Origin of the sequence: Streptomyces odontomachicola (assembly GCF_039605595.1) — a bacterium.
Classification (GTDB): domain Bacteria; phylum Actinomycetota; class Actinomycetes; order Streptomycetales; family Streptomycetaceae; genus Streptomyces.
In genome coordinates, this window is record NZ_JBCFOK010000008.1 from 1 (window position 1) to 26,024 (window position 26,024).

20 protein-coding genes are annotated in these 26,024 nt (G+C 72.2%); 11 read left to right on the forward strand and 9 right to left on the reverse strand.

Annotated features, from left to right (window positions below; translation table 11 throughout):
• Nucleotides 1-1,506 carry a purine-cytosine permease family protein gene (locus tag ABEE00_RS16300; protein WP_345746219.1) on the reverse strand — a complete coding sequence of 502 codons (1,506 nt, stop codon included), beginning with the start codon at nucleotides 1,504-1,506 and terminating at the stop codon, nucleotides 1-3.
• A gap of 265 nt (nucleotides 1,507-1,771) precedes the next feature.
• Here ABEE00_RS16300 and ligD point away from each other — a divergent pair, with 265 nt between their 5' ends.
• Together ligD and ABEE00_RS16310 are read left to right on the forward strand one after the other, a co-directional pair.
• A complete protein-coding gene (gene ligD / locus ABEE00_RS16305; protein WP_345746220.1) occupies nucleotides 1,772-2,662 on the forward strand; it encodes a non-homologous end-joining DNA ligase in 891 nt (296 codons plus the stop codon).
• Between the two features lie 166 nt (nucleotides 2,663-2,828).
• On the forward strand, nucleotides 2,829-3,728 hold the full coding sequence (locus ABEE00_RS16310) for a phosphatidylinositol-specific phospholipase C (protein WP_345746483.1): 900 nt from the start codon (nucleotides 2,829-2,831) through the stop codon (nucleotides 3,726-3,728).
• Between the two features lie 124 nt (nucleotides 3,729-3,852).
• Here ABEE00_RS16310 and ABEE00_RS16315 read toward each other — a convergent pair whose 3' ends face one another.
• The 3 genes from ABEE00_RS16315 to ABEE00_RS16325 form a co-directional block, all read right to left on the reverse strand.
• A complete protein-coding gene (locus ABEE00_RS16315) occupies nucleotides 3,853-4,818 on the reverse strand; it encodes a universal stress protein (RefSeq protein ID WP_345746221.1) in 966 nt (321 codons plus the stop codon).
• Nucleotides 4,819-4,904: 86 nt separating this feature from the next.
• Nucleotides 4,905-7,487 (reverse strand): ATP-dependent Clp protease ATP-binding subunit, encoded by a 2,583-nt coding sequence (locus ABEE00_RS16320; protein WP_345746222.1) that lies wholly within the window; start codon nucleotides 7,485-7,487, stop codon nucleotides 4,905-4,907.
• A 265-nt stretch (nucleotides 7,488-7,752) separates the two neighbouring features.
• Nucleotides 7,753-7,956: a hypothetical protein gene (locus ABEE00_RS16325; protein ID WP_345746223.1), complete on the reverse strand. Its 204-nt coding sequence runs from the start codon at nucleotides 7,954-7,956 to the stop codon at nucleotides 7,753-7,755.
• Between the two features lie 239 nt (nucleotides 7,957-8,195).
• Here ABEE00_RS16325 and ABEE00_RS16330 point away from each other — a divergent pair, with 239 nt between their 5' ends.
• Complete coding sequence (locus ABEE00_RS16330) at nucleotides 8,196-8,435, forward strand: DUF397 domain-containing protein (protein WP_345746224.1); 240 nt, start codon at nucleotides 8,196-8,198, stop codon at nucleotides 8,433-8,435.
• Nucleotides 8,436-8,647: 212 nt separating this feature from the next.
• A complete protein-coding gene (locus ABEE00_RS16335; protein ID WP_345746225.1) occupies nucleotides 8,648-9,547 on the forward strand; it encodes a helix-turn-helix domain-containing protein in 900 nt (299 codons plus the stop codon).
• An 84-nt stretch (nucleotides 9,548-9,631) separates the two neighbouring features.
• On the opposite strand, the gene ABEE00_RS16340 is transcribed toward ABEE00_RS16335, so the two are convergent.
• The gene (locus ABEE00_RS16340) at nucleotides 9,632-10,465 is read right to left on the reverse strand and encodes an SAM-dependent methyltransferase (RefSeq protein ID WP_345746226.1); all 834 of its coding nucleotides are present in this window, start codon (nucleotides 10,463-10,465) and stop codon (nucleotides 9,632-9,634) included.
• Nucleotides 10,466-10,668: 203 nt separating this feature from the next.
• Nucleotides 10,669-11,103, reverse strand: coding sequence for an ATP-binding protein (locus tag ABEE00_RS16345; RefSeq protein ID WP_345746227.1), 435 nt, complete (start codon nucleotides 11,101-11,103; stop codon nucleotides 10,669-10,671).
• 172 nt (nucleotides 11,104-11,275) lie between these two features.
• On the opposite strand from ABEE00_RS16345, the gene ABEE00_RS16350 reads away from it, so the two are divergent.
• From ABEE00_RS16350 to ABEE00_RS16370, 5 genes are all read left to right on the forward strand, one after another.
• Nucleotides 11,276-12,097: a helix-turn-helix domain-containing protein gene (locus tag ABEE00_RS16350; protein WP_451918605.1), complete on the forward strand. Its 822-nt coding sequence runs from the start codon at nucleotides 11,276-11,278 to the stop codon at nucleotides 12,095-12,097.
• Between the two features lie 4 nt (nucleotides 12,098-12,101).
• Nucleotides 12,102-12,380 carry a DUF397 domain-containing protein gene (locus ABEE00_RS16355; RefSeq protein WP_345746229.1) on the forward strand — a complete coding sequence of 93 codons (279 nt, stop codon included), beginning with the start codon at nucleotides 12,102-12,104 and terminating at the stop codon, nucleotides 12,378-12,380.
• 162 nt (nucleotides 12,381-12,542) lie between these two features.
• Complete coding sequence (locus tag ABEE00_RS16360; RefSeq protein WP_345746230.1) at nucleotides 12,543-13,373, forward strand: SAM-dependent methyltransferase; 831 nt, start codon at nucleotides 12,543-12,545, stop codon at nucleotides 13,371-13,373.
• A 103-nt stretch (nucleotides 13,374-13,476) separates the two neighbouring features.
• Nucleotides 13,477-15,150, forward strand: coding sequence for an L-lactate permease (locus tag ABEE00_RS16365; RefSeq protein WP_345746231.1), 1,674 nt, complete (start codon nucleotides 13,477-13,479; stop codon nucleotides 15,148-15,150).
• A 252-nt stretch (nucleotides 15,151-15,402) separates the two neighbouring features.
• Nucleotides 15,403-17,652 (forward strand): hypothetical protein, encoded by a 2,250-nt coding sequence (locus ABEE00_RS16370; RefSeq protein ID WP_345746232.1) that lies wholly within the window; start codon nucleotides 15,403-15,405, stop codon nucleotides 17,650-17,652.
• On the opposite strand, the gene ABEE00_RS16375 is transcribed toward ABEE00_RS16370, so the two are convergent.
• On the reverse strand, nucleotides 17,597-19,111 hold the full coding sequence (locus tag ABEE00_RS16375) for an AMP-binding protein (protein ID WP_345746233.1): 1,515 nt from the start codon (nucleotides 19,109-19,111) through the stop codon (nucleotides 17,597-17,599). The genes ABEE00_RS16370 and ABEE00_RS16375 overlap by 56 nt on opposite strands.
• Nucleotides 19,112-19,356: 245 nt before the next feature.
• Between ABEE00_RS16375 and ABEE00_RS16380 the strand changes: the two genes are divergently transcribed.
• Both ABEE00_RS16380 and ABEE00_RS16385 read left to right on the forward strand, forming a co-directional pair.
• Entirely contained in the window at nucleotides 19,357-20,613 is a 1,257-nt protein-coding gene (locus ABEE00_RS16380; RefSeq protein WP_345746234.1) for a PucR family transcriptional regulator, read from the forward strand.
• Between the two features lie 153 nt (nucleotides 20,614-20,766).
• A complete protein-coding gene (locus tag ABEE00_RS16385; protein WP_345746235.1) occupies nucleotides 20,767-22,578 on the forward strand; it encodes an acyl-CoA dehydrogenase in 1,812 nt (603 codons plus the stop codon).
• Between the two features lie 61 nt (nucleotides 22,579-22,639).
• Here the strand turns inward: ABEE00_RS16385 and ABEE00_RS16390 are convergent, their stop codons facing one another.
• Entirely contained in the window at nucleotides 22,640-24,052 is a 1,413-nt protein-coding gene (locus ABEE00_RS16390; protein WP_345746236.1) for an LCP family protein, read from the reverse strand.
• A gap of 155 nt (nucleotides 24,053-24,207) precedes the next feature.
• A complete protein-coding gene (locus ABEE00_RS16395; protein ID WP_345746237.1) occupies nucleotides 24,208-25,785 on the reverse strand; it encodes an FAD-dependent oxidoreductase in 1,578 nt (525 codons plus the stop codon).
• Nucleotides 25,786-26,024: the final 239 nt, after the last annotated feature.

A 26,024-nucleotide genomic window follows, 5' to 3' on the forward strand; every position in this document is an offset into this window, starting at 1 on the left:
CTAGCCGCGTGCGCCGCTCTCCACCGGCTCCCGCGGGTCGGCGTCCTCCGGCTCGGCGGTCTCGCCCGCCGCACCCTCGCGGGCCCGCGGCAGCGCGGCGTAGATCACCGCGGCGATCAGGATGGTGGCCAGCCAGCCGAGGCCGTTGGCGCCGATCCACGTGGTGGCCAGCGGTCCGGTGAACCAGTCGACCTTGGTGAAGCCGATCCCGAACAGCAGGGCCACGCCCCAGGCGGTCATCGCCTGCCAGCAGAAGCCGCCGACGTACCAGTAGCGGCTGGTGCGGCTCGTGTCCATCAGCCCCTCGGGGTCGTACGGGACGGCCATGCGGCGGCGGTGGAACATGTCGACCGCGTACACCCCGACCCAGGCGGAGAAGGAGACCGCGAGCAGGGTCAGGAAGGTGATGAAGGAGCCGTAGAAGCTCTTGGCCACCAGCATCAGGAGCAGTCCGCCGACGAGGCTGATGACCGCGTTGATGCTGACCGCGTACGCGCGCCGCAGCCTGACGCCCATGGTCTGGGCGGTGAAGCCGGCCGAGTACATCGAGAGGCTGTTGATCAGCAGCATGCCGACCAGCGCGGTGATCAGGTACGGCACCGAGAGCCAGGTCGGCAGGGAGTCGCCCAGGAAGGAGACCGGGTCCTTGGCCTCGGCCAGGTCCGGGATGCCGACCGCCATCACGCCGCCCATGAGCACCATCGGCACCATGACGAGCCCGGCGCCGGACACGGTCGCGCCGACGATGCGGCCGCCGCGGGCGCTGTGCGGAAGGTAGCGCGCGAAGTCGGGCCCGGTGGGGATCCAGCTGATGCCGCCCGCCGCGATGGTGCCGATCCCGGCGATCATCAGCGAGGTGGTGCCGGCGGGCTTGTCGAAGACCTTGGCCCAGTCGGTCGAGCCGATCAGGTAGATCAGCACCAGGATGCTGAACAGGCCGAAGAGGTAGGTCGACCACTTGTTGCAGATGTTGAGCGCCTTGCGGCCCATGCCGCTGACCACGAAGGTGCAGCCGACGAAGGCCAGCAGGGTCACGATCACCAGCGGGGTGCTGCTCTCGACGCCGAACAGCAGCTTGAGCACGGTCAGCACGGCGTACGCGCCGGTGACCGCGTTGATGGTCTCCCAGCCGAACCGGGCGACCCAGAGGATCATGCCGGGGAAGTAGTTGCCCCGTACGCCGAAGGCCGCGCGGGAGAGCATCGCGCCCGGCGCTCCGCCCCACTTCCCGGAGACGGAGAGCACTCCGCACAGGCCGAAGGAGATCGTCGCGGCGAGCGCGGCGACGATCAGGACCTGCCAGAAGTTGAGCTTGTTGAGGACCACGAGCCCTGCGCCCATGGTCAGCAGCAGAACGCTGATGTTGGCGGCGACCCAGGTGGGGAACAGCTCGCGGACCCGCCCGCGGCGTTCGCCGTCGGGCACCGGCTCGATGCCGCGGGTCTCGATGGTCTCGTCAGGACCCGCTGGCGCGGTCCCGGCGGGGGCTTCGGTGGCGTCTGCCATGAAAGGGGCTCCGTGCGATGAATCAGGCGCTGTGAGACGGCAGTTGCTGCGGGGGTCATCCACTGCGTCCCAGCGCGTACGCGACATTGCGTGGCCCCTGATCAAGGGGCTGCCGGGACTCTACGCGCGTTGCAGACGCCCTTCCATCGTACATTGCTCCAGCACAGCTCTTGAACACTAGTGCGATCCTCCAAAGGCGGCCCCGGGCCGGCCGCCGTACCGGAACGCCGTTTACCGCGCGTACCGTTCGGCTACCCGTCGCGGCGTGAGGGATATCGAGATCACCAGGCCGGACAAGGTGCTCTTCCCGGACGACGGCGTCACCAAGGACGAACTGGCCGAGCACTACCGGCGCGTGGCGAGCCGCGCGGTGCCGCCGCTGCGCGGGCGGCCGCTCATGATGGAGCGGCACCCGGACGGCATCGGCGGCGAGCCGCTCTTCCAGAAGAACGTGCCCGACTACTTCCCCGACTGGATCCGCACCGCCTGCCTGCCCAAGGAGGACGGCCAGGTCCACCACGTGATCTGCGAGAACGCGGACACCCTCGTCTATCTCGCGGGCCAGGCCTGCATCACCCCGCACCGCTGGCTCTCGCGCGCCGACAAGCCGGACCACCCCGACCTGCTCGTCGTCGACCTGGACCCCAGCGGCGACGCCGGGTTCACCGACGTGTGCTGGGCGGCGCGCTGCGTGGGCGGACTGCTGGAGCAGGTGGAGCTGCCGTCGCGGCTGATGACCACGGGTTCGCGCGGGCTGCACGTGATCGTGCCGCTGGACCGCCGCGCGGACTTCGACACGGTGCGGGAGTTCGCGCGGGCGGTCAGCGACGTGCTGACCGCGCGGCACCCCGACCGGCTGACCGACGAGCCGCGCAAGGACAAGCGGGGCGACCGCATCTATCTGGACATCCAGCGGAACGCGTACGCGCAGACCGCGGTCGCGCCCTATTCCGTACGCGCCAAGCCCGGCGCACCCGTGGCCACCCCCATCTCCTGGAACGAGCTGGACGCGCGGAGCCTGCGCCCCGACGCGTGGACGGTGCGCACCATTCCGGACCGCCTCAAGGAGGAGGACCCCTGGGCGCGGCCGAGCCTGCGCGGACGGTCGGTGCGGGCCGCGCACAAGCGGCTGGAGACGCGGGTCAAGCGCGGCTGAACGAGGTCCGCGCGCGGGTCTGAACGAGGCGCGAGGGCAGCCCTTTTGAGTAGCCGATCCCTTGACGTTCCGACTCTCTGAGTACCCGTCAGACGGCGTCCGCAGAAGGGTTCCGGTGCACCCGTGACGGGTGTGGCGTGCTGTGATTGCATGCACTGCCATGACCATGAAAAGGCGGGGATTCCTCAGAGGGGCGGCGGCCGTCGGAACGGCCGGCCTGGTCGGCACGGGGGCGGTGACGGTCTGGAGCGCGGCGGCGACGCCACCCGCGCTGCCGGGCCCGGAGAAGTGGATGTCGGGGCTGCCCGACGGCGTCGGGCTCCAGCAGCTCACGCTGCCGGGCACACACGACTCGGCGGCGCGGCACGGGGGGCCATGGGCCGAGTGCCAGAACACCTCGCTGGACGCGCAGTTGAGCAGCGGCATCCGCTTCCTGGACATCAGGTGCCGGCTCTTCGAGGGCGCGTTCACCATCCACCACGGGGCCTTCTACCAGCACCTGAACTTCGACGACGTACTCGGCTCCTGCCGGCGCTTCCTGCGCGCGCGGCCCTCGGAGACGGTGCTGATGCGGGTCAAGCAGGAGTATTCGGAGGAGAGCCCGGAGCGCTTCCGGGAGATCTTCGACGGCTATCTGGACGGCAGGAACCGCTGGCGCTCCCTCTTCCACCTGGAGCGCTCGCTGCCCCGGCTGGGCGCGGCGCGCGGCAAGGTGGTGCTGCTCGGCGACTCCGACGGGCTGCCGGGCGTGCGGTACGGGAACGCGGGGCTCTTCGACATCCAGGACGAGTACATGGTGGGCCCGGAACACAAGCTGGAGCTGGTGGAGGAGCAGTTCCGGCAGGCGGTGAAGGAGCCGGGGAAGCTGTTCACCAACTACGTGAGCACCGCCGCTCTGCGCCCGCCGCGGCTCACCTCGGACTGGCTCAACCCGCGCGTGAAGAAGCTGCTGGGCGGCGCCGAGGGCCGCGAGTGGAAGGGCCTGGGCATCGTGCCGATGGACTTCCCCAACGAGAACGGCATGGCGGCGGCCCTGATCCGGCACAACACGGCACTGGCGGCCTGACGCGACGACCGGCCGCGGCACGGCGTACGTACGACGCGAACGTCCCGCCCCTCCGGGGGAGGTGAGGGGCGGGACGGGTCTCGCGGCGCGCTTCGCCATGCGTAGGCCGCACTACGGGCGCGGGTCAGGCGGGGTGGCTGCCTCCCTCGGAGCCCTCGTCCCCGTTGCCGCCGTTGCTGCCGTTGCCGCCGTTGCCGTTCTCGGTGGGCACCATCACCACCGGGCAGTGCGCGTGGTGCAGCAGCGCGTGCGCGTTGGGGCCGATGTGCATGCCGAGCCTGCGCTGGCGCAGCCGGGTGGAGAGCACCACCGCGTCGGCCGCCCTGCTGGCCTCGATGAGGGCGGCGGCCGGCGAACCGGCCTGCGCCTCGTCGGACACCTCGACGTCCGGGTGCCGCTTGGCGTGCGGGGCGATCACCTCGCGCAGCATGCTCCGCGCCGCCTCGGCCCCCTCGGAGTCCTCGTGCGGCGGGCGTTGCAGCACCCCGGGCATCCGGGGCGGCTGCCAGGCGTGCAGCACCCGCAGCCTGCTCCCGGTGCGTTCGGCCTCCTCGAAGCCGAAGTCCAGCGCGGACTCGTCCTTGCGCGAGCTGTAGCCGACCAGGGTGCTGCCCCTGTTGCTCTCGAGGCTCCCCGGGTGGTCGACGCGCACCACCATCAGCGGTCCCTCGGTGTGCGCCGCGACCCGCAGGCTGACCGAACCGACCAGCAGCCCGGCGAAGCCGCCGTGCCCTCGCGAGCCGACCACGGTCAGCTCGGCCGTGCGGCTCGCGCGCACCAGCGCGTCGGCGGCCGAGACCTCCATCTCGGTGACCGGGACGATCTCCAGATCCGGTTCGCTGCGCCGTGCGCGCTCCGCCGCCTCGTCCACGACCTGCGCGGCCTGCTTGAGAATGCGCTCCTGGTCGGCCTGCGTGATGGGGACGGCCGAGCGCTTGGGCCACACGCCGCCGCACAGGATGCGCAGCGCGGTGCCCCTGCGGCCGGCCTCCCTGGCCGCCCGGTCCAGCGCGCGCAGCGACTGCTCGGACCCGTCCACGCCCACGATGATGCCGCTCCTGGCTGCGGGGACCGCGGACTGCTCGTTCATGCGTCAACTCTCCTTGTGATCGCTCGGCTTGCTCCGGGTTCCCACCGGCCGTGGGTTCACTCCTGATCCTTGCGCTCCCGGGGTCGTCACGAACCCCCGGACGCGCCGGATCCGTTCGCGGAGCCGCCGGAGTCGCCCGGGCTCCCGGAGTCCGCGGCGGGGCCGGTGCCGCCGGAGTGCCGCACCGAGCAGACCAGCTCGTCGTCGCGCGCGTCGGCCACCACGGTGTCGCCCGCGCCGACCTCGTCGGCCAGCAGCAGGGAGGCGATGCGGTTGTCCAGCTCGCTCTGGATGGTGCGGCGCAGCGGGCGCGCGCCGAACTCGGCCTGGTGCCCGTGCGCGATCAGCAGCCTCTTCGCGGCCTCGGTGACCTCCAGGCCGATGTCCTGGGCGCGCAGCTTCCGTTCGCTGCGCTCCAGCATCAGGTCGAGGATGCTGCCGAGGTCCTGCTCGCCGAGGCCGTGGAAGATGATGATGTCGTCGATGCGGTTGAGGAACTCCGGCGCGAAGCGCGCGTTCAGGTCCTGCTTCAGCTCGTCCCTGATGTCCTCGACGCTGCCCTGGTGCGCCAGGATGCGCTGGGCCCCGACGTTGCTGGTCATGATGACGACGGTGTTGCGGAAGTCGACGGTGCGGCCCTGCGCGTCGGTGAGCCGCCCGTCGTCGAGCACCTGGAGCAGCGAGTTGAAGACGTCGGGGTGCGCCTTCTCGATCTCGTCCAGCAACAGCACGCTGTACGGCTGGCGGCGCACCCGCTCGGTGAGCTGCCCCGCCTCCTCGTACCCGACGTATCCGGGCGGCGCGCCGAGCAGCCGCGAGACGGTGTGCCGCTCCTGGTACTCGCTCATGTCGAAGCGGACGAGCCGGTTCTCGTCGCCGAACAGCAACTCCGCGATGGCCTTGGCCAGTTCGGTCTTGCCCACGCCCGTGGGACCGAGGAAGAGGAAGGAGCCGACGGGCCTGCCGGGATCGCCCATGCCGGCGCGGTTGCGGCGTACGGCCTCGGAGACGGCGGTGACCGCCTCGTCCTGCCCGACGACCCGGCTGTGCAGCTCGCTCTCCAGCTTGAGCAGGCGTTCCCGCTCGGACTCGGTGAGCTGCGAGACGGGGATGCCGGTACGCCGCGAGAGCACATCGGCGATGTCCTCCTCGGTCACCGACATGACGCCCTCGCGCCGCTCCTCGACCCCGGCGAGCTCGGCCTCCACCTCGGCGATCTCGCGCTTGATCTCCGAGGCCCGCTCGAAGTCCTCGGCGCCGACGGCCTCGTCCTTCTCCCTGTTCAGCTTGGCGAGCCGGTCCTCGCGGGAGACGACCTCGGTGGACCGGCCGAGCGACCGCAGCCGTACGCGGGCGCCCGCCGTGTCCATCAGGTCGATGGCCTTGTCGGGGAGGAAGCGGTCGGTGACATAGCGGTCGGAGAGCTCGGCGGCGGCGCGCAGCGCCTCGTCGGTGAAGCGGACCTGGTGGTGCGCCTCATAGGAGTCCCGCAGCCCGTCGAGGATCTGCACGGTCTCCTCGACGGTGGGCTCGGGGATGGTGACCGGCTGGAAGCGGCGCTCCAGCGCGGCGTCCTTCTCGATGTTCTTGCGGTACTCGTCCAGCGTGGTCGCGCCGATGACGTGGAGTTCGCCGCGTGCCAGCGCGGGCTTGAGGATGTTGCCCGCGTCCATCGAGCCCTCGCCTCCGGAGCCCGCGCCGACCACGGTGTGCAGCTCGTCGATGAAGAGGACGACCGAGTCGGTGGCCTCGCGGACCTCGTCGATGACCTTCTTCAGCCGCTCCTCGAACTCCCCGCGGTACTTCGACCCCGCGACCAGCCCCGTCAGGTCCAGCGCCACGACCCGCTTGTCCTGGAGGGTCTGCGGCACGTCCCCCGCCACCACGCGCTGCGCCAGCCCCTCGACGATGGCGGTCTTGCCGACGCCGGGCTCGCCGATGAGGACGGGGTTGTTCTTCGTACGCCGCGAGAGGATCTCGACGGTCTGCTCGACCTCCTCGCCCCGGCCGACCACCACGTCCAGCTTCCCCGCCTTGGCCTCGGAGGTGAGGTCGCGGCCGTACTCGTCCAGCGTGGGCGTCGCGGAACCGCCCGCTCCGCCCGCCCCCGGCTGCTCCCCGCGGCCCGTCCCCGCGCCCGCCGCGTCCCGCAGCACCCTGTCCGCGCTCCCGCCGGAGGAGTCCAGGACCTTGCGCGCGGCCGACTCCCGGTCGTCCAGGAGCGCGGCGAGGATGTGCTCGGGCCCGATGTAGGAGACGCCGGCCGCCTGGGAGCGCGCGTGCGCGGCGAGCAGTACGCGCTTGGCGGCGGGGGTGAGCCCCGGCTCAGCCGAGGCCGCGCCGCTCTCCCCCGGCAGCGCCTCGGCGAGGGTGGCGCCGAGCGCGTCGGGGTCGGCGCCCGCCTGCGCCAGCAGCCCCCGCGCGGGGTCCACCCGGGTGCAGGCCCACAGCAGGTGCTCGGTGTCCAGGTCGGGGCTGCCGTCCTCCTGCGCCCTGCGCGACGCGGTGCCGATCAGCTCCTTCGCCGACTCGGTGAGCAGCCGCCCGACCGGGACCCGCTGCATCGCGGGCGGCGAGGACACGGGCGACATCCCGAAGAACCTGTTGAGCAGGTCGGAAAAGGGATCGGAGGACGAACCGAGAGAGGAGCCGTACGGGGGAAGGGTCATGGGACTTCTCCGTGCGCGGGAACCCGGGACAGTACGCGCCCACTACACCAGCACCGAAAAAGGCCCGCAATATCTCAGGAAACCGGACAATTCGCCGCCCGGGCCTCCATGACTCCGCGCCGTCGCACCGGCGCGCTCCCGCGCGGTCCGGCTCCCCGCCCGTACGACTCCGCCCCTCCCCCGTACGGGACCCTGCGCACACCCCCGCGGCGCACAGCGGGTCCCGTACGCGGCGGGGCTGCTCCGCGCCGTCCGCGCGCGCTCGCTATGCGGGCGGGCGGGAGAGGTCGCGGAGCCATGCGGGCTCCTTCGCTATCTCCAGCAGCAGGAGAAGCCGGGTGAACGGGTCGTCGCAGTCGGAGCCGAGCTGACCGTCGTCGGGCTCCGGCAGGGACTCGGCGCGGGGCTCTGACCAGGACTCCGACCAGGACTCCGGCAGGGGCGGACGTTCGGCGCCTTGTGCGGTCACGGGGACTCCAGGATGCGAGAGAGGTTGGATCGCCTACTCCGGTGTCTCGCTGGTGAGTTGCGGCCGTGGGTTCCGGTCGGGGGTCATTCTCGCGGAACCGTTCTTACGGATGCAAGCACATCTGCAATTGCATCCGTAAGAACGCTCCGCCGTGAGATGGTGACGTGCAGTGGGCCGGAACACCCCCGTCTGGCCCCGGAGTTGGCGCCCCAGCGAGGGACCGGAGCGAGGAGAGGCATATGCACATCGAGAACGGCGTGGAGGCCACCCGACTGCGCGACGTCACCTGGCGCAAGAGCACGCGCAGCTTCAACGAGAACTGCGTCGAGGTGGCGGGCCTGCCCGGCGGCGACGTGGCGATGCGCAACTCCCGGTTCCCCTCGGGCCCCGCGCTCGTCTACACCGCGGCGGAGATGGCCGCCTTCGTCCAGGGCGCCAAGGACGGCGAGTTCGACGACCTGGTGGCCCGCCAGGAGTGAGCGTCCTGTCGGCCGCGGCGGACCGGGCGGCGGAACGCCCGAATCCGCCGCCCGGCCGCTCCGGCGTGCGCGTATGTCAACTACGGGTGGTGCGGCGCAGGTTGCCGTGGCACATGGCACCGGTATGTGCAGCCTGCATGGCTGTACGACCGCGGCATCCAGTGGGACACTGAGCGCCCGACCGGCTACTCAGGGGAGTAAGGGCAGACCCGATGTCAGCACAGCCACAGCACGGCTCGTCGGTACGGCGCATTCTCGATCACCCGCGGGGCGGCCCGACCGTCCTGCGCATCGTGCTCGGCACCCAACTGCGACGGCTGCGCGAAGCGTGCGGCATCTCCCGGGAAGCCGCAGGCGACGCGATCCGCGGCTCGCACGCGAAGATCAGCCGCCTGGAGCTGGGCCGTGTCGGCTGCAAGGAGCGCGACGTCGCCGACCTCCTCACGCTGTACGGCGTACTGGACGAGGAGCAGCGCGAGTCCTATCTGACGCTGTGCCGCGAGGCCGGCTCCCCCGGCTGGTGGCAGCAGTACAGCGATGTGCTGGCACCCTCCTTCGACCGCCTGATCGGCCTGGAGGAGGCGGCCTGGGTCATCAGGACGTACGAAGTCCAGCTCGTCCCCGGCCTGTTGCAGACACCCGACTACGCACGCGCCGTCGTGCAGCTCGGCACCCCGCACGCCTCGGTGAAGGAGGTGGAGCGGCGGGTCGGCCTGCGCATGGCGCGGCAGAAGATGCTGACCACTCCGACGGCGCCGAAGCTGTGGGCCGTGGTGGACGAGGCGGCGCTGCGCAGGCCGCTGGGCTCGACCACGGTGATGCGGGCGCAGATCGAGCACCTGCTGGAGATGGCGGAGAAGCCCAACGTCACCATCCAGATCGCCCCGTTCGAGATCGGCGGTCTCGGCGCGGTGAGCCCGGTGACGCTGCTGCGCTTCCAGGAGCAGGACCTGCCCGACGTGGTCTATCTGGAGCAGCTCACCAGCTCGCTCTATCTGGACAAGCGCGACGAGGTCGAGCACTACGTGGTCGTGATGGACCGCCTGTGCGCCACGGCCGAGCCGCCGGAGAAGACGCCGGCGATCCTCAAGTCGCTGCTCCCCGACGACTGAGGACCGCCTGAGCCACTGAGGACCGACAGACGGTCACGACTTGCGGGCGGTCACAGTGCGCACCCGTCCAAGGCTTTCAGCCGCTCACGGCTTGCGGGCCACCCCGCCGAACTCCCACCACTCGGTGGTCTGCTGGCGCGGGCCCAGGGTGCCGTCCGGGCGCCAGCCGTTGATCTCGCCGAGGCCGGGCTCCAGGAGCTCCAGACCCTCGAAATAGCGCGCCACCTCGAACTCCTCGCGGACCCGGCCCCAATTGCCGTGCGTGGACTGGTCCATGAAGTCCGTGACGAAGTCCCGGGTCTCCTTCTGGTCGCTGACCAGCTGGTTGATCACCAGGAAGCTGCCGGAGGGCACCCTCTCCAGGACCCGCCGGATCACGTCGGCCGGACCGCCGAGCGGCGAGGCGTCGGGCAGGCAGTGCATCACCGACACGAACAGCACGCCCACGGGCTGCGAGAGGTCGATCAGCCGCCTCACCTCGGGGTGCTCGAAGATCCCCTCGGTGTCCCGCATGTCCGCCTGGATGACCGCGGTGTTCTCGTTCTCCTGGAGCAGCGCGCGGCCGTGCGCCAGCACGATCGGGTCGTTGTCCACGTAGACGGCCCGCGCGCCGGGGTCCACCCGCTGCGCCACCTGGTGCACGTTGTCCTGGGTCGGCAGCCCGGAGCCGTGGTCGAGGAACTGCCGCACGCCGTAGTCCTCCGCGAGCACCTTGACCACCCGCTGCAGGAACCTGCGGTTGTTGACGGCCAGCGGCCTGGTGCTGGGGACCACCTTGTCCAGCTCGCCGACCGCGAGCCTGTCCACCTCGTAGTTGTCCTTGCCCCCGAGGTAGAAGTCGTACATCCGGGCCACGCTCGGGGTGTTGGTGTCCACCCCGGCGCCGTCGCCCTGCCGGTTCTCCCGGTCGTCCCGCATCCGTGCCTCACCGTCTCGACGCGCTTGGTCCCGCCGCTCCGCAGCATCGCACGCGGAGTGACCACGACACCACGCCAACTGCCTTTTCCCCAGGGGAAATCCTCGCCGGGGAGGGCGGGAGGGACGGCGGAGTCCCAGAGGCAAGGGATTCGGGGGTACGGGATCGGGAGGTGCGGGATCCGGAGGTACGGGGCGGGCGCGGGCTAGCCGCGCAGCTCGGCCCAGACGACGCGGCCCAGCGGGCCCGTGCCGTTCAGCACGCCCCACTTCTCGGCGACGGCGCTCACCAGATGCAGTCCGCGACCGTTCAGTGACTCCTCGTCCGCGTGGCGCGCGGCGACCTCGCCCTCGCTGCCCTCGTCGGTGACCTCTATGCGCAGGCGCCCGTCCTGGGCGCGGAGGCGGCAGCGGACCTGCTCGCTCTCGGTGTGCACCACGGCGTTGGTGAAGAACTCCGATATCACCAACTGGGCGGAGTGGCCGAGGTCTTCGGGGAGATTCCAGCGCTTGAGCTGTCCGTACACCCGCTCGCGTGCCTGGGAGACCGCGGCGGCGCTTGCGGGCAGCTCGAAGTCCTCGCGGCGCACGCCGCGTTCTGAGGCCGGGTCGGTCTGCGAGGACGACGAGAACTGAGTCACGGCCCTCACTATGCGCTCGCAGATCACACAAGGCAAGGGGAGTTCTGCAATTCGCAGAATCGCAGGACCACTCTGGCCGCCACACTACGTGCATGGCACACTGCTTGCCGGAGGACACCAGTCGAGGAGGGACACCGTGCCGGAGAGCCGGAGCGCGCCGACCGTGGGACAGATGGTCCTCGGTCTCCGGCTCAGGGAGCTGCGCGAGAAGGCCGGGTGTTCCTTCACCGACGCCGCGCGTGCACTGAGCGTGAACACCACCACGGTGCGTCGCATGGAGAAGGCCGAGGTCGGCCTCAAGCCGCCGTACGTGGAGAAGCTGCTGCGCGAGTACGGGGTGCCCGACCCGGAGACCGAGGCGTTCCTCGCCCTGGTCGAGGAGGCGAACCGGCCCGGCTGGTGGCACAACTTCCGCGACGTGCTGCCGGCGTGGTTCAGCCTCTACGTGAGCCTGGAGGGCGAGGCCAGCCTGATCCGGGCCTACGAGCCGCACTGCGTGCCCGGGCTCCTGCAGACCGACGACTACGCGCGTGCCCTGCTGCGCACCGGCTTCCCCAACGCCAGCGAGCGTGAGCTGGACCGCCGGGTCGCGCTGCGGATGGAGCGCCAGTCGCTGCTGGAGCGCCCCGAGCCGCCGAAGCTGTGGGCCGTGCTGGACGAGCAGGTGCTGCGCCGCAACGTCGGTGACCCCGAGGTGATGCGCGGCCAGATCGACTCGCTCGTCGAGGCCGCGGCGCAGCCCCATGTGACCTTGCAGATCATCCCGTTCAGCGCCGGGCCGCACCCCGGCATGTTCGGGCCGTTCCAGCTCTTCCGCTTCGACATACCGGAGCTTCCGGACATCGTCTACGCGGAGAGTCTGACCGGCGCCGTCTATCTCGACGAGCGTCCGGACACCGCCGCGTACCTGGAGGTCCTGGACCGGATGGGCACGCAGGCAGAACCGGCACAACGCACCGAGGCCTTCCTCGGTGAGATCCGCAAGGAGTTCTGAACACATGGAGCAGCTCGACCAGCACAAGGGGCGGCCCGCCGGCGGGTCCGGCCGGATATACAACGGCATGCCCGCGCGCGAGCTGGGCGCCGAGGGCTGGAGCAAGCCGTGGAGCGGCCCCAACGGGGGCAGCTGCGTGGAGGTGCTGCGGCTCGCGGACGGGCGGGTCGCGCTGCGGCAGTCCACCGATCCGGACGGCCCGGCGCTGATCTACGCACCGCACGAGATCGACACCTTCATCCGCGGGGCCAAGCGCGGAGAGGCGGACTTCCTGCTGGCGTGAGCCGCGGGCGCCCGGGGCCGGCGGGGAGAACCGGCCCCGGGGACGGGCGGCCCGGCGCGACCGGGCGGCCCGGCAACGGGGTACCACGAGGAGCGCGAACACGGCGCGAGGAGCAGGCGTGCGGCGCGGGGAGCGCCGCGCGGGCCCGGAGGGGAGAAGGCGATGGCCGCAGGCGGCGGGGAACCGCGCACCGGCACCAGGCGGATCGACACCAGCAGGCCGCACTCGGCGCGGATGTACGACTACTACCTCGGCGGCAAGACGCACTACGAGGTGGACGCGCAGGCGGCCGAGGCGGTGATCGCCGCGATGCCGGTGGCCCGCAGGGCGGCGCGCGCGAACCGGGACTTCATGATCAGGGCGACCCGCTGGCTGACGGCCGAGGCCGGGGTGCGGCAGTTCCTGGACATCGGCTCGGGCATCCCGACCGAGCCCAACCTGCACCAGGTCGCGCAGGCCGTGGCCCCCGAGTGCCGGGTGGTCTACAGCGACAACGACCCGATCGTGCTCCAGTACGCGCAGGCCCTGCTGCACAGCACGCCCGAGGGCAGGACGGCCTATGTGCAGGGCGACGTGCTGGAGCCCTCCACGGTGCTGGGGGCGGCCGAGCTGCGCGGCACCCTCGACCTGGACGAGCCGGTGGCGCTCACGGTGAACGCGCTGTTCCACTTCGTCTCCGACGCGCGTGATCCGTACGGGATCGTGCGGGAGCTGCTCGGGGTGCTGCCGCGCGGGAGCTATCTGGTGCTCTCGCACGCGACCTCGGACTTCACGGGGCAGGAGCAGGAGAAGGACGCGGAGAACGTCAAGGAGACCTACGCGAAGGGCGGCAGCCCGCTCTCGCCGCGCAACAGGGCCGAGGTGGAGCGGTTCTTCGAGGGCCTGGAGATGGTCGAGCCGGGCGTGGTGCCGCCGCAGCGGTGGCGCCCGGAGGCCGGGCTGCCGGACAGCGCCTCGATCCCGTACTACGCGGGAGTGGCGCGCAAGCCCTGAGCGCGGCGCCGGCGGGTCCGGTGGTGCGACCGCTGGTACGGCCGGTGCTTGAGTGCTGCACAACTCTTCCCGGGGCCGCGGGGGTTGATCATACTGAGCCGTCATGTACCAGCCTGACCTCTCCCCCGTCGCCGACAGCCTCGGCGTCTCGTCCCTGGTCGCCGCGCTGCCCCTGCTGACCCTCTTCGTCCTGCTCGGCGGGCTGCGGTGGAAGGCGCACTGGGCCGGGCTCGTCTCGCTGGGCGTGGCGCTGGTGGTGGCGGTGACGGCGTACGGGATGCCGCCCGGGCTCGCGCTGCTGGCGGGCACCGAGGGCGCGGCCTTCGGACTGTTCCCGATCATGTGGATCGTGCTGGCCGCGCTGTGGGTGTACCGGCTCACCGTGGCCAGCGGCAGGTTCGAGGATCTTCGGCGCGCGTTCGGGCTGGTCAGCGACGATCCGCGGGTGCAGGCGCTGATCATCGCGTTCTGCTTCGGCGCGCTGCTGGAGGCGCTGGCCGGGTTCGGCGCGCCGGTCGCGATCACCGGCGTGATGCTCACGGCGCTGGGCTTCACACCCGTGCGGGCAGCGGTGACGGTGCTGGTGGCGAACACCGCGCCGGTCGCGTTCGGCGCGATCGGCACGCCGATCATCACCGCGGGGAGCCTCACGGGGATCTCGTACGAGGACATCGGGGCCGTCGTGGGGCGGCAGACGCCGCTGCTCGCGCTGTTCGTCCCGCTGCTGCTGGTCGCGCTGGTGGACGGGGTGCGCGGGATCCGCCAGACCTGGCCGGTCGCGCTGGTCTGCGGGGCCGCGTTCGCGGTGGCGCAGTTCGTGAGCGCGAATTACGTGTCGGTCGAACTCACCGACATCATCGCGTCGTTGGCCGGGCTCGCGGCCGTGGTGCTGTTCCTGCGGGTGTGGCAGCCGCGCGAGGGCGAGCGGGTACGGGCGGCGCTGCGGGAGGCGCAGGCAGAAGCCCCCGGGGAGAACTCCGGCGCGGCCCCCTCCGAGCCCCCTGCGGCCCCCGTGGGCCCCGCGCGCAGTGGGCGCTCCAGCGTGCTGATGGCCTTCGTCCCGTACCTGATCATCATCGCGGTCTTCGCGGTCGCGAAGCTGTGGACGCCGGTCAAGGAGTTCCTGGAGGGCACGGACGTCGAGGTGCACTGGCCGGGGCTGTACGGGCAGGTGCTGACCGCCGAGGGCGAGAAGGCGAGCAGCGCGGTGTACGCGTTCCCGTGGCTGTCCACGCCCGGGTCGCTGCTGCTGATCTGCGGGCTGCTGGTGGCCGTGGTCTACCGGGTGCGGCCCGGTGCGGCGGTACGCGAATTCGGGGGCACGGTCGTGCAGTTGCGGTGGGCGCTGCTCACCGTCGCCTCGGTGCTGGCGCTCGCGTACGTGATGAACCTGTCGGGGCAGACGATCACCATCGGCACCTGGATCGCCGGTACGGGCACGGCCTTCGCCTTCCTCTCGCCGATCCTGGGGTGGCTGGGCACGGCGGTGACCGGCTCGGACACCTCGGCGAACGCGCTGTTCGCGACGCTCCAGCAGGCGGCGGCCGGCAAGGCGGGCCTCGACCCGACGCTGATGGTCGCGGCGAACACCTCGGGCGGCGTGGTCGGCAAGATGGTCAGCCCGCAGAACCTCACCATCGCGGCGACGGCGGTCGGCATGCTGGGCCGCGAGGCGGAACTGTTCCGCGCGGTGCTGCGCTGGAGCGCCCTGCTGTTGCTGGCGGTCTGCGTCCTGGTGTTCCTCCAGGCACATGCGCTGGCGTGGATGCTGCCCTGAACTGCCGCGCGTTGCCCGGGACCTGAGCGGACCTGAACAGAATCGAGCGTGGGCCGTCCGTACGCCCACTGGTCCGCCGCAATGGGAAAAATCTGTGCAAGTTCGCATTGACAGGGCGGTCCGTCGCTGCGAGGTTCCGAACCGAGGAAAGCTCTCGGAGTCCTCCTGGCCGGTCAGGTGCCGGCGGCGCGCACGCGACGGAGCGGCCGCCGCCCCCTCAACACGCGTTCGGCGAGCAGAGGACATCCCACCATGTCGTCAGCCATCGAAGACCCCACCTCGGGCCCGGGCGAGAGCACCGAGGCCCCGCTGACCGGCACCGAACGGGCCGAGGCCGCCGCCGAGGCGCCCGGCACGACGCTTCCCGCGCAGCACACCGCGCAGCAGACGCAGCAGGCCGGGGGCCCCGAGGAAGCGGGGGTGGCACAGAACGGCGGCGTACAGACCGTGCCCGGGTCCGAGCACGCGCTGCGCACGGAGGCCGAGCAGTCGGTCGCGTACCACTTCACCTACGGCCGTTACCGCAGCGGCGGTACCACCGGCTACCAGCTCGAACTCCGCGTCGACATCGACGGCTACCGCCCGCTGCGCAGGCTCAGCGGCGACTTCTTCGCCATCAGCGGCGGCACCCAGAGCTACTACGGGTCCTTCGTGGTGAACTCGGTGACGGTCACCCAGACCGCGACCGTCACGGTGATCCGCGGCACCGGCAGCTTCACCTGGACGGCGAGCTATCCGATCGTCGAGGTCGTGATCCCGCGCGCGGTCACCACCCAGCCGCGCCCGGCCGCGACCCTGACCTTCTACAAGTCGGCGACCGAGAAGGGCGCCAGCTATCTGTGCCCCTTCACATCGGCGTACTTCCGCACGGTGACCTGGGAGCAGGACTCGGTGACCGGCAAGGTGCCCTTCGTGTCCTACAACACCGGGTCGCTGCCGCAGCCGCCCGGATCGACGGCGCGGGTGCTCACGGTGCCGCGCGCCTACGCGGAGACCGGCATCGAGCTGCAGGTGTCCGGCGCGGCCAACGTCCTGGCCGACAGCCCCAACGGCTGGACGGACGGCGAGCTGCACGCCGCGATGGAGACCAACTTCAGCCTGTGGAAGAACATTCCGCAGTGGAAGGTCTGGCTGCTGGTGGCCAGCAAGTACGAGGGCCTGTCCGGGGTGCGCGGCATCATGTTCGACGCCAGCGACGCGTACCAGCGGCAGGGCTGCGCGGTCTTCTACGACCTGATCGGCGGCGCCGACCCCGTGTCGCAGCGCGCCGCGCTCCGCACCTACGTGCACGAACTCGGCCACTCCTTCAACCTGCTGCACTCCTGGCAGAAGAACCTGGCCACTCCCCCGGCACCGCTCGGCCCCAACATGGGCTTCGGCGACCTGTCGTGGATGAACTACCCGCAGAACTACAACCCGGGCGGCGGCGCGCCCTCGGGCGAGACGGCGTACTGGGCCAACTTCCCGTTCCAGTTCACCAACAACGAGCTGGCGCACCTGCGGCACGGCTTCTACAAGAACGTGATCATGGGGGCCAACGCCTTCGGCAGGGGCGCCCAGGACGTCGACGCCGAGCAGTTCGACGAGCCGGTCGTCGACAGGTCGGGCCTGCGGCTCGAACTCCGCGGCAAGCGCGCGTACGAGTACGGCGAGCCGGCCGTGGTGGAGCTCAAGCTGGAGACCACGGACGTGCGCGGCATCGAGGCGCACCGCTATCTGCACCCGCACAACGACCTGGTGAGCATCGCCATCAGGCAGCCCTCGGGCCGCACGGTGGTGTTCAGGCCGCTGCTGCGCCGCTGCGTGGACGAGTCCCGCACGGTGCGCCTGGACCGCGGCAGGCCCGCGATCTACACCAGCGCGTACATCGGGTACGGCAGGGACGGGCACTACTTCCAGCAGCCGGGGACGTACGAGATGCGCGCCATGTATCTGGCGTCGGACGGCTCGCGGGTGGTCTCGCCGATCATGCGCACCACGGTGCGGCACCCGGCGGGACGCTCCGAGGAGCAGCTCGCCGAGCTGATGATGGGCGAGGAGCAGGGCAAGCTGTTCGCGCTGCTGGGTTCTGACTCGCCGCACCTGAAGTCCGGCAACGACGCGCTCCAGCAGGTCATCGACCAGCACGGCAAGCACCCGTTCGCGGTGTTCGCGCGCATGGTGCGCGGCCTCAACGCCGAGCACGAGTTCAAGAGCCTGACCCCCGAGAAGGACGCGCTCTCGGTCCGTCCGGCCGACACGAAGGAGAGCATCCTGCAGCTCAAGCCGGTCGTCGAGGCGTCCAAGCAGGGCGTGGGCGTGGACAACGTCACGCTGAACATGGTGACCAGGCGGCTGGCCCGCGCCCAGGCGAAGCAGGGCGACCTGGAGGAGGCGACCGCCCAACTGGACGGCCTGGTCAGGCACGTCGAGGACCAGCGCCTCAACCAGCACGTGGTGGACGTCGTCAGGGACGAGGCGGAGGCGGAGAAGGCGAAGCTGACCTCCCAGTACGGGAAGTGACACCGGCGGACGACGGAATGGCGGGAGTCCCCTCGCGGGGCTCCCGCCTCTGCTGCGCCCGACCCGCCCGCTGCGCGTGCTGCGCCTGCCGTACGCGCCCGAGCACCGTCACATAGCCGTCGGGCCCCCGCACGCACAGATCCCCCGTCAGCAGCCACCCCTCGCGCAGCACCCGCGCGGTGGCGGCCGGATCACGCCAGTAGCCGTCGCACACCTGGGGGCCGCGCACCGCGAGTTCGCCGGCCTCTCCCGGGGCGAGGACGCGTGAGGGGTCGTACTCGTCCACGATCCGCACCTCGGTCCCGGGCAGCGGCAGGCCGGCCGTGCCGGAACGCGCGTCGGCGTTCGGTGGGTTGGCGAGCACCACGGGAGCGGCCTCGGTCAGCCCGTACCCCTCGACGGGCGTCAGTCCTGTCGCCGCGCGGAAGCGGTCGGCGGTCTCCGGGGGCAGCGGTCCTGCACCCGAGGGACAGCAGCGCAGGGTGCCCAGCGCCTCCAGCTCCTCGGGCGCGCGGGTCAGCAACTCCTCGTAGAGCGCGGGCACTCCGGGCAGCAGCGTGGGCCGCCAGCGGCGCGCGGCGCGCAGCAGCGCGCCGGGGTCGCCGTCCGGCAGCAGCACGGTGCGGGCCCCGGACAGCAGCCCCGCGTTGAGGCCCAGGGTGAGCCCGTAGGGGCGGGTCGGCGGCAGCGCGCTGAGGACGGTCGCGCGGCCCTCCCGCAGCCCCGGCCACCAGGCGCGCACCTGGTGCGCGTTGGCGACCAGACTGCGGTGGCTGAGCACGACGGCCCTGGGGGTGCCCGTGGTGCCGGCGGTGTACTGGAGCAGCGCGGCGGTGCGGGGATCGACGCGGCCGCGCGGCGCCCTGCGGGGCGGCGCGGCCGACAGCAGCCGCCGGTACGGCAGCGCGTCGGCGTCCGCGGGGAGCCCCGGGTCGAGGCGGGCCCGCACCGCACGGGCGCGGGACAGCGGGGCACGCAGGGCCAGTCGGCGCCACCTGGGCAGCGCGTCGTGCAGCCGTACGGTGATCACGTGCCGGAGCGCGGTGTGCCCGCGCACGGCGGCGACGGCCGGATAGCCGCCGTCGTGCACCACGGCGACGGTGGCGCCCGATCCGGCCAGCCGGTGCCGGAGGGCGTGCCCCGTACGGCCCGCGTCGACCGGCACCGCGACGGCTCCGGCCCGCAGCGTCCCGTACAACGCCACGGCGAACTGCGGGCAGTTGGGCAGGACCAGCGCGACGCGTTCGCCGCGCCGCACCCCCAGCGCGCACAGCCCGGCCGCGAACCGGGCGGAGGCCCGGCGCAGGGCGCGGTAGCGGGTGCGGCGGCCCGAGCAGACCAGCGCGGTGCGGTACGGGTGGCGGGCCGCCGCGTCGTCGAGCAGCGCGGTGAGGGGGACGTCGGGCGCCGTGAACTCCGGCCCCCTGCCCGTACGCTGCTCCGTTCCCGGTGTCCGCACCCGTCCTCGCCCCGCCTCCGCGCGCTGGGTCCAGCCGTCCGTACGACCGTGCTGGACGGGGCGCTCCGCGTCTTGTCCCGGGCGGACAGGGGGCGGGCGCGGGACTGTACGGAACTGATAAGCGGGCAGAACTTAACTCGTTGGTAATGCAGGGGAAACCGCGGTCGCGCGCCGGTATCTTCCCCCGCAGCACGGGACAGGCAACGCACTCCAGCTCCCCCACGCCGGAAGGAGCGTCAGCGCCGGTGACCAGCACGCATCTCCCCTACGACCCCTTCACCGACTTCCCTCCTGACCTGCCCGACAGGCTCCGTCCCTACCTGGAGGAGCTGGTCGAGGACGTGGTGACGGAGATCCAGCAGGGCATTCCCGAGTACGCGCGGCCGCAGGACGACACCTATATGCGGACCCTGCGCACCGGCGCGGAACAGGCACTGGGCCTGCTGCTCGACCGGATGGCCAGACCCCAGGAGGGCTGGGAGACGGTGGCCCAGACCTACCACGGGATCGGCCGCGGCGAGGCCAACGAGGGGCGCAGCCTGGACGCGTTCCAGCAGGCGATGCGGACGGGCGCGCGGATCGCCTGGCGGCGCATCAACAGCCTCGCCGACGAGGACCTGCTGCCGCGCTCCGTGCTGGTCTCGCTGGGCGAGGCGATGCTCGTGCACCTCGACGAGATCATCGAGGCGACGGCCGCGGGGTACACCGAGGCCAGGCTGCGCGCGGCCGGTGAGCTCCAGCGCCGCCGCGAGCGGTTGCTCGACCTGCTGACAGCCGACCCTCCCGCGTCCTGGGAGGCGATCTGCGACCTGGCGCGCGCCGCGCAGTGGACGGTCCCGCGCCGCGTGGCCGTCGTGCTGGTGGACGCCCCCGCGCAGGAGGGCGGCGCGGAGCCCGAGCGGCCCATCACCCCGCCCGAGGTGCTGGTCCGCACCGACAGGCGCCCCGTGATCATGGTGGTGCCCGATCCGGACGGGCCTGGGCGGGCGCGGGCCATCTCCCTCGCGCTGCGCGGGCAGCGCGCCGTGATCGGGCCGACGGTGGAGGTGGCCGACGGGTGCCGTTCCGAGCGCCTGGCCGCCGAGGCGCTGGACCTGGCGCAGCGCGGGGTGATCCCCCGGCGGGACGTGATCCGCTGCGAGGACCACCTCTCCACGCTGCTGCTCTTCCGCGACGAGGCGCTGCTCGACGCGCTGGCCGAGCGGCACATGGCGCCCCTGGAGCAGGTGCGCGCGCCGCACCGCTACCGGCTCGCGGAGACCCTGCTCGCGTGGCTGCGCTGCGGCCACAACACGATCGAGGTGGCCAAGCGCCTCGCGGTGCACCCGCAGACGGTGCGCTACCGGCTGCGCCAGCTCGACGAGCTGCTGGGCGACCGCTTGCAGGACCCCGAGACCCTCTTCGAGCTGGAACTGGTGCTGCGCGCGCAGCAGTTGCGCCGCGCGGCGGGCGGCGAGGCGGAGGCGACGGCGCCGACGGCGCTGAGCCCGACGGGCACGTAGGCGGGGGCTCGCGCAGCACGCGGGCGGGGGCGCGCAGCGCGTGCGCGGCGTCTCGCGCAGGAGGGGCGTTGACATCCCCGTACCCGCGCGCCGACTATAAGCAAGCGCTTAGCCCACGCGCCCACGCCGCCGTCGACCGGGATCGGATCACCCATGCCTGCGTCCTCCTCGTCCTCCCTCCTCCTCTCCCGCCGCGACCTCGACTTCCTCCTGCACGACTGGCTGGGCCTCGGGGAGCTGCTCGCGCGGCCCCGGTTCGCCGAGCACTCGCGGGAGACCGTGGACGCGGTGCTGGACCTCGGCGAGCAGATCGCCGAGCGGCACTTCGCCCCGCACAACAAGCGCAACGACCAGGAGGAGCCCACCTTCGACGGGCAGCGGGTGCACACCCACCCCGAGGTGCGCGAGGCCCTGGAGGCCTTCGCCAAGTCGGATCTGCTCAGCGCCTCGCTGGACGCCGAGTACGGCGGCGCGCAGCTCCCGCAGACCGTGGCCACCGCCTGCTTCGCGTACTTCCAGGCGGCGAACACGGGGACCTCCGCTTACCCCTTCCTCACGCTGGGGAACGCGCGGCTGCTGTGCGCGCACGGATCGCGGGAGCAGATCGACACCTTCGTGCGGCCCATGCTGGAGGGGCGCTTCTTCGGCACCATGTGCCTGTCCGAGCCGCAGGCGGGCTCGTCGCTGGCGGATGTGGCCACCCGCGCCGAGCCCGGCGGGGACGGCGCGTACCGGCTGTTCGGCAGCAAGATGTGGATCTCCGGCGGCGACCACGAGCTGTCCGAGAACATCGTCCATCTCGTCCTCGCCAAGATCCCCGGCGGTCCTCCCGGCGTGAAGGGCCTCTCGCTCTTCATCGTGCCCAAGTACCTGGTGAACGCCGACGGTTCACTGGGCGACCGCAACGACGTGGTCCCCGCCGGCCTCAACCACAAGATGGGCTACCGCGGCACCACCAACGCGCTGCTCAACTTCGGCGAGGGCCAGCACCTGCCGGGCGGCGAGGCAGGGGCCGTCGGCTATCTGGTGGGCGAGCCGCACCGCGGGCTGGCGTACATGTTCCACATGATGAACGGCGCCCGCATCGGCGTCGGCGCGGGCGCCATGGCCCTCGGCTACACCGGCTACCTCAAGTCGCTGGACTACGCGCGCCAGCGCCCGCAGGGCCGCCCGGTCACCGCCAAGGACCCCGCGTCGCCGCAGGTCCCGATCGCCGAGCACGCCGACGTACGCCGGATGCTGCTGGCCCAGAAGTCGTACGTGGAGGGCGCGCTGGCGCTCCTGCTGTACTGCTCGAAGCTCGTGGACGAGCAGCACACCGCGGAGAGCGCGGAGGAGCGCGACCGGGCGCGGCTGCTCCTGGACGTGCTCACCCCGATCGCCAAGAGCTGGCCCTCGCAGTGGTGCCTGGAGGCCAACAGCCTGGCCATCCAGGTGCACGGCGGCTACGGCTACACCCGCGAGTACGACGTGGAGCAGCACTACCGGGACAACCGGCTCAACCCCATCCACGAGGGGACGCACGGCATCCAGGCGCTGGACCTCCTGGGCCGCAAGGCGGTCATGGACGGCGGCGCCGGACTGCTCGCGCTGGCCGGCGAGTTGGGGAAGACCGCGGAGGCCGCCGAGCGCGCCGGGGGCGAGGCCGCCGAGCTGGCCGCTCGACTGCGCGCGTACACGGAGCGGCTGACCTCCACGACCGCACGGCTGTGGGAGGGCGGCGACCCGGGCACGGCGCTGGCCAACGCCTCGGTGTATCTGGAGGCGGCGGGGCATGTGGTGATGGCGTGGATCTGGCTGGGCCAGTTCCTGGCGGCGGGGGACGGCGAGGACGCCTTCCGGCAGGGCAAGCGGCAGGCCGCGCGCTACTTCTTCCGGCACGAACTCCCCCGCACCGGGCGGCAGTTCGACCTTCTCGACTCCCTCGACACCACGACCCTGGACACCGACCCCGACTGGCTGTGAGGTCCGGACGCAGGAGGAGGGGCGCCCGCCGACGAGCGCCCCTCCCCGCGTCCTGCACGGCCTAGGAGCCCGCGGTGTGCGCGCCCTGCCCGCCGCAGCCGCCGACCTTGTCGCCGGTGACGGCCGCGCCCTCGACGGCGTTGCGGTCCTCGACGACCTTCCGGACCCGCGTGCCCTTTCCGCCGGCCCACACCGTCGCGTACGTCGAATGCCCGGGCTCCAGGCGCAGCTCGGCGTCGGGCAGCGCGGTCGCGACGGCCTGGGCCTGCGGTTCGTTCGCCGGGTTGTAGGTGATGCGGGTACCGGACTTGCCCGAGGGCGCCGAGGCGGGCACCGGGCCCTGGAGCACCTTGAAGCCGTTCTCGCGCAGCCCCTTCTCGATCTTCGCCGCCCGCTCCCGCTCCCCCACGACCTGCACCGGAATCGTGGCGGGCGGCAGCGAGACGGCGTGCACCCCGCGGGGCGGCCCGTGCAGCGGATTCGCCGTCAGCGACCGGTCCTTGCGCAGGTCGTCGAAGAGCGCGGCGGCCTTCTTGTCGTCCCACTTCAGCGACGAGCCCCAGCCGGGCACCCGCAGGTCGAAGTCGGACATCGGCACCGTCGCGAACTCCATGTGACGCGTCGTCAGCCCCCGCATCCCCCGCGCGAGCCCGACCATCTCGCCGGTGCTCAGGTCGGTGTGCACGTGCTTGCGCACCGCCTGCACCGTACGGGCCAGCCTGTCCGGGTCCGAGGCCGTCGCGCCGCTCGCGAGGGAGGCGAGCACGCCCGAGACCAGGTACTGCTGGCGACGGTTGCGCCCCAGGTCACCGGGCGGGGACAGGTGCCTGGCCCGCACGTACCGCAGCGACTCCTTGCCGGCCAGCCTGTGGTCGCCCGCCTTCAGGTCGAGCCCCGAGTTCTCGTCCCACAGCGGCCGGGCCGTGCACACCCGGGAACCGCCCACCTCGTCCACGGCCTTCACGAAGCGCGGGAAGTCGACATCCGCGTAGCCGTGCACCGGGACCCCGGTCACCTTCTCCACGGTGCGCACCGCCAGCTTCGGACCGCCGTGCTTGAAGGCCGCGTTGATCTTCCCGCGCTCGGGTGCGCCCTTCTGCTTCGCGAACGGGACGTACGAGTCGCGCGGGATGCTCACCGCACTCATCCGCTTACGGTCGGCGGAGAAGTGCAGGAGCATCATCACGTCCGTGCAGTTGCACTCCTTGCCGTTCACATGGAGCCGGTCCTTCTCCGCGTCCGACATGTTGCGCCGCTGGTCGAGGCCGGTGATCAGGATGTTGGTGCCGTTCCCGTCCCCGGGCCCGCGCTGCTCGTCGCCCGGCCGGTCACCGCCCGGCGAGCAGGCCGGCACGGCGGTGCACAGCAGCGCGGCGCCGGCGGCGGCCGCGAGCAGCGCGCGGCGCGGGCGCGGGGGCCTGGAGCGCGGGGGTCTGGAGCGCGGGCTTCCGGGGAACCTGGGGACCACGGACATGGGCGACACCTCCGGCAGAACGATTCGTTCCGGATGCTAGGCGTGCGCCTCCGTGCCGCCGGGCCTCATCGTGAGCCGCGGGCCCGAGGACCACCCGACAAGCCCAATCGCGCGGACGGGGACGAGGACGGAGACGAGGAGGCCCCGCGCCCCGCTCACTCCTCGCGCTGCTCCTCCGCCTCGGGCCGCCGCTCCAGCGGACGGGTCGCGGGGCCCTGGAGCACCTCGCCCTCTATGCCGAAGCGGGAGCCGTGGCAGGGGCACTCCCACGCGCCCTCCTCGTCGTTGAAGCGCACCAGGCAGCCCAGGTGGGTGCAGCGCGGGGAGAGCGCGCGCACCTCGCCCTCGGGTGTGCGGTGCACCGCGCAGCGGCGCCCGTCGATCCGTACGATCGCGCCCGTCCCCGGCGCGATCTCCTCCACCGAGTCCACGTACGAGGAGCGCAGCCTGTCGCCCACGAAGCGGCGGGCCACAGCCGACTGGAAGCGCAGCATCGCGGGCGCCTCGCGGGGGCTCAGCCTGATCGGGTCGTACAGCCGCGCCCACGGCGGCAGTTCGGCGCCCGTGAGGTGCGCGGCGAGGAGCTGTCCCGAGAGCACCCCGCTGGTCATCCCCCAGCCGCCGAACCCGGTCGCGACCCAGGCGTGGTGCGAGGCGGGGTGGAAGCGGCCGATGTACGGGACCCGGTCGGTGGTGTCGTTGTCCTGGGTGGCCCACCGGTGCACCATGCGCGCGTCGGGCCAGCGCTCGTACGTCCACGCCGCCAGCCGCTCGTAGCGCGCGCCCACCGAGCCGATCCCGGTGGTGCCCGGTGTGAACTTCTCGCCGGTCACGATCAGCAGCCGCACGCCCGCGCGGAACGGGTAGGGCGCGGTGCGCACCGAGCGGGTGCGGCGCTCGGGCGTCAGATAGCAGCCGCCCGGGTCCTGGTCCTCGGGGATCAGCGCGGAGACCACCAGTTCCCTGCGCGGCTCCAGGCGGGAGAACATCAGCGCGCGGTCGAACACCGGGTAGTGGGTGGCCACCACCACGTCCCGCGCGGTCACCTCGGCCCCGTTCTCGGTGACGACCCGGCACGGATCGCCCTCGTCCAGCTCGGTGACGCGGGTCCGCTCGTGGATCACGCCGCCACGCCGCACCAGGTCCTCGGCCAGCGCCAGCAGGTACTTGCGCGGATGGAACTGCGCCTGGTCCTCCACCCGCACGGCGCCCTGCACCCGGAACGGCAGCCCCGTGTCGGTCACATAGGAGGCGGGCAGCCCCGCCTCGGCGGCCGCCTCGGCCTCGGCGCGGACCTCGTCGGCGTGGTACGGCGACTCCACGAAGGTGTGCGCGGGCACCCGTTCCAGCTCGCACTCGGCGCCCAACTCGGCGGCCACGTCGGCGATGTGGCGCACCGCCTGCTGCTGGGACTCCGCGTACAGCCGGGCCGCCTCGGCGCCCGTCGCGTCCCGCAGCGTGGAGTCCCGCAGCGTGGAGTAGATCAGGCCGTGCAGCGCGGACACCTTCGCCGTGGTGTGCCCCGTGACGCCCGCCGCGATCCGGTCGGCCTCCAGCACCGCCACGCTCTTGCCCGCGCGCGCCAGCTCCCAGGCCGTGGAGAGGCCCGCGATGCCGCCGCCCACCACCACGGCGTCCACCTCGCTGCGGCTGCCCGGAGGGAGCGGCGGACGGGGTCCGGCCGCCGCGGAGAGCATCCAGTACGACTCGTACCCCTCGGGCACCGTCGTCACGGCGGCACCTCCCTCCTCGGCCCGTCCCCGCGCGCGGCCGGACCGCTCGGTTGTCCGCGTCCACTGTGTCGTTCCCGTTCCTGCGCGGGTCATCCACAAACCGGGGCATTCGCGGGGCGGGTCGGACGGCCGAATTCCGGCCCCCGGCACGGGAGTTTCCGGCGATCGCCCCCGCGCGCCGTGCCCGCGGCGCTAGCGTGTTCCACCGCGGGGATCAGTCGGTTGAGGTGAGCCGGGAG

Excerpts from the sequence above, each read along its gene's own strand:
- ABEE00_RS16300 (WP_345746219.1), bottom strand. The coding sequence starts at position 1,506 with ATGGCAGACGCCACCGAAGCCCCCGCCGGGACCGCGCCAGCGGGTCCT.
- ABEE00_RS16310 (WP_345746483.1), top strand. The coding sequence starts at position 2,829 with ATGAAAAGGCGGGGATTCCTCAGAGGGGCGGCGGCCGTCGGAACGGCC.
- ABEE00_RS16315 (WP_345746221.1), bottom strand. The coding sequence starts at position 4,818 with ATGAACGAGCAGTCCGCGGTCCCCGCAGCCAGGAGCGGCATCATCGTG.
- ABEE00_RS16320 (WP_345746222.1), bottom strand. The coding sequence starts at position 7,487 with ATGACCCTTCCCCCGTACGGCTCCTCTCTCGGTTCGTCCTCCGATCCC.
- ABEE00_RS16330 (WP_345746224.1), top strand. The coding sequence starts at position 8,196 with ATGCACATCGAGAACGGCGTGGAGGCCACCCGACTGCGCGACGTCACC.
- ABEE00_RS16335 (WP_345746225.1), top strand. The coding sequence starts at position 8,648 with ATGTCAGCACAGCCACAGCACGGCTCGTCGGTACGGCGCATTCTCGAT.
- ABEE00_RS16340 (WP_345746226.1), bottom strand. The coding sequence starts at position 10,465 with ATGCGGGACGACCGGGAGAACCGGCAGGGCGACGGCGCCGGGGTGGAC.
- ABEE00_RS16350 (WP_451918605.1), top strand. The coding sequence starts at position 11,276 with ATGGTCCTCGGTCTCCGGCTCAGGGAGCTGCGCGAGAAGGCCGGGTGT.
- ABEE00_RS16355 (WP_345746229.1), top strand. The coding sequence starts at position 12,102 with ATGGAGCAGCTCGACCAGCACAAGGGGCGGCCCGCCGGCGGGTCCGGC.
- ABEE00_RS16360 (WP_345746230.1), top strand. The coding sequence starts at position 12,543 with ATGGCCGCAGGCGGCGGGGAACCGCGCACCGGCACCAGGCGGATCGAC.
- ABEE00_RS16365 (WP_345746231.1), top strand. The coding sequence starts at position 13,477 with ATGTACCAGCCTGACCTCTCCCCCGTCGCCGACAGCCTCGGCGTCTCG.
- ABEE00_RS16370 (WP_345746232.1), top strand. The coding sequence starts at position 15,403 with ATGTCGTCAGCCATCGAAGACCCCACCTCGGGCCCGGGCGAGAGCACC.
- ABEE00_RS16385 (WP_345746235.1), top strand. The coding sequence starts at position 20,767 with ATGCCTGCGTCCTCCTCGTCCTCCCTCCTCCTCTCCCGCCGCGACCTC.
- ABEE00_RS16390 (WP_345746236.1), bottom strand. The coding sequence starts at position 24,052 with ATGTCCGTGGTCCCCAGGTTCCCCGGAAGCCCGCGCTCCAGACCCCCG.